The 639-nt window shown below is 43.2% G+C and carries 1 protein-coding gene; it reads right to left on the reverse strand.

Annotated features, from left to right (window positions below; all coding sequences use genetic code 11):
* Positions 1 to 516: cytochrome c oxidase assembly protein (locus A3735_RS10160; protein ID WP_068638011.1), on the reverse strand; the 516-nt coding region annotated here is incomplete at its 3' end.
* Positions 517 to 639: the final 123 nt, after the last annotated feature.

Genomic DNA, 639 nt, shown 5'->3' on the forward strand with positions numbered 1-639 from the left:
TAAAGTTACCGTTTGAATGTCTTCAGGTAGATTCGGGTCGAGAACAAACTGTAAACCCATGTCTTTTGATTCGCCTGCTTGAAGGGTTTGAGTCTCAAAGCAGAAACATTCCATTTTCTTTAAATGTTGGTTTGCTTGCCATGGTGTAACCCCAGGTATTGACTGGGTTTCAACTGGCTGCGAACTGTTGTTCTTAAAGAAATAGCTGGTACTGACTCGTTCGCCAAGCTTCACCTTCATGGTTTTCGCTTCAGGTTTGAATTCCCATGCCATATTGCCATTTATAGTCGAGTCGAATTGAACCGTTACGGTTCTTAAAGACTGACTAAGTTCTTCGCTACTTAGTTCAGAAATCTCAGAGCGCCCACTGTTACTATCGATGCTATTGATACCGGCGACATCGCATACGAGTTTGTATAACGGCACCATCGCAAAGGCAAAGCCAAACATAAGCACTGTTAACATTGCGAGCTTTAGTGCGGTTTTCTTGTTTTGTTTTACTGGTACTTCACTCATGTTATGCACCCACGGCTAAAGTTTGGCTGACGCCATAGGCGGCAATGCATAAGCTTGATATCGCAATGCCTCCAAGAATTAGCGCGGTGCGAATATTTGACTTCTTTAATGCTTGTTCGCTTT

This window comes from Oleiphilus sp. HI0061, from assembly GCF_001635675.1.